Origin of the sequence: Streptomyces sp. 8N114, from assembly GCF_052245835.1 — a bacterium.
Lineage (GTDB): Bacteria > Actinomycetota > Actinomycetes > Streptomycetales > Streptomycetaceae > Streptomyces.
This window is the reverse complement of the sequence record NZ_JBQQBT010000058.1, coordinates 1-2,164: the sequence shown is the minus strand read 5'-3', so window position 1 is coordinate 2,164 and position 2,164 is coordinate 1. Positions and strand designations below refer to the sequence as shown.

Genomic DNA, 2,164 nt, shown 5'->3' with positions numbered 1-2,164 from the left:
CGACACCCCCACACCCTCGAACACCAACGCCGTCCCACCCGGCGACCGCCCCACCTGCTCCTCAAAACCACCCGCCAACGAACCATCCCGCAACACCCGACACTCACCACCACCAAACTCCAGCAGGGAGCGCTCCTCGTCCGGGTCGAGGACGCGCAGCGTGCTCAGGGGCCGGTCGGGCCGGGTGACGAGCTGGCGCAGTACGCGTACGTACCGTTCGGCAAGGGCCTCGGCTGTGGTGCGTTCGAACAGGTCGGTGGCGTACTCGACGGTGCCGTGCACCGTGCGGGCGCCGTCCTCGGCGGCGGTGAGCTCGGAGAGGTTGAAGGACAGGTCGAACTTGGCCGTGGCGGTGCCCACCTGCTCCAGCGCGACCTCCAGGCCGGGCAGCGCGAAGGAGGGCCACTCCTTCTGCCAGGCGAACATCACCTGGAAGAGCGGGTGGTAGGCGGTGGAGCGGTCCGGGTTGAGCAGCTCCACCAGGCGTTCGAAGGGTGCGTCCTGGTTGTCGTAGGCGGTCAGCGCCTTGTCCCGGACCCGATCGAGCACCTGGTCGAACGTCGGGTTGCCGGTCAGATCGACGCGGAGTACCCAGGTGTTGAGGAAGAAGCCGACCATGTCGGCCAGGGCTTCGTCTGTACGCCCTGCGATGGGGGAGCCCATGGTGATGTCGTCACCGCTGCCGAGCTGTCCGAGGAGGACGGCGAGCGCCGCCTGGAGGACCATCGGCATGGTGGCGTTCTGCTCGCGGGCCAGCTTCTCGACGGTGGCGCACAGCTCCGCGTCGAGTGCGAACGTCACAGTGTCACCGTGGTAGCCGGCGACCGGCGGACGGGGCCGGTCGGTGGGCAGCGGCATCGGCTGCGGTACGTCGGCCAGCTCGTCCCGCCAGTACGCGAACTGCTGCGCCAGCAGACTGTCGGGATCGTCCTCGTCGCCGAGCAGTTCCTGCTGCCAGAGGGTGTAGTCGATGTACCGGACAGGCAGTTCCGGCCAGTCCGGCTCGTGCGGGTCGCCGCCCGCGCCGACCGCACCGCCCGTGCCTTCGCGTCGTACGGCATACGCGGCCGAGATGTCCCGGGCCAGCGGCCCCGCCGACTCGCCGTCGCCCGCTATGTGGTGCAGCACCAGCGCGAGGGTGTGCACGTCGGGGGCGCTGCGGAAGAGCCGGGCGCGGAAGGGGATCTCCGCCCCCAGGTCGAAGGCGTGCGCGGCTGCCTCCGCCACGGCGGCCTGCGCCCCGTCCGGCGTCACCTCGACGACCGGCACCTCGAAGTCCAGCTCCTCCACCGGTACGACCTGCTGGTACGGCACCCCGTCGGGGTCCTCGGCGATCAGGGTGCGCAGGCTCTCGTGCCGTATCACCACGTCCCGCACTGCGGCCCGCAGTGCCTCGGTGTCCAGGTCCCCGGTCAGCCGCAGGACAAGGGGGATGTTGTAGGTCGCCGACGGGCCCTCGAAGCGGTGAATGAACCACAGCCGACGCTGAGCAAACGACAAGGGGATCATGCGGGCTACTCCTGAGTCATCCGGCGCAGACGCGGACGGGGTCGGGGGCGGCCGGAAACCGCCGAGTCCTCCAGCCTGCGAGCGAGTTCGGCGATGGTCGGGTGCTGGAAGACGGCACGGATCGGGATGTCTGTACCGAGGGCCGTGCGGATGAGGCTGACGAGGCGGGTGGCGCGCAGTGAATGGCCGCCGAGGTGGAAGAAGTTGTCGTCGATCCCGACCTTCTGCAGGCCGAGAACCTCGGCGAACAGCGTCGCCAACTGCTCCTCGCCGGGGGTGCGCGGCGCGCGATACGTCTCCCCGGAGAACTCCGGCTCGGGCAGCGCCTTACGGTCCAGCTTCCCGTTGGGCGCGAGTGGCAGCCGGTCGAGGGTGACGAACGCCGAGGGCACCATGAACTCCGGCAGACGCTGTGCTGCCCAGGACCGGAGGGCGCCGGGGCCGAGGGTGTCGGCGTCGGAGTCCCGCGCGTTCGGGTGCGTCGGTACGACGTGCGTCGGTACGACGTAGGCGACGAGTTGTTTGCCTCCGTTGGTGCTGCCGGGCAGGTCCCGGGCGATGACCGCTGCCTGCGCGACACCCGGGTGGGCGAGCAGCGCCGCCTCGGTCTCGGCAGGCTCGATACGGAAACCACGGATCTTGACCTGCGTATCGG

2 protein-coding genes are annotated in these 2,164 nt (G+C 70.0%); both read right to left on the bottom strand.

Features of this window, described 5'->3' with window-relative positions; translation table 11 throughout:
* The coding region (locus ACTWQF_RS36715) for a condensation domain-containing protein (protein WP_443284117.1) at nt 1-1,509 on the bottom strand (1,509 nt) is incomplete at its 3' end.
* A gap of 5 nt (nt 1,510-1,514) precedes the next feature.
* The coding region (locus tag ACTWQF_RS36710; protein WP_443284116.1) for a phosphopantetheine-binding protein at nt 1,515-2,164 on the bottom strand (650 nt) is incomplete at its 5' end.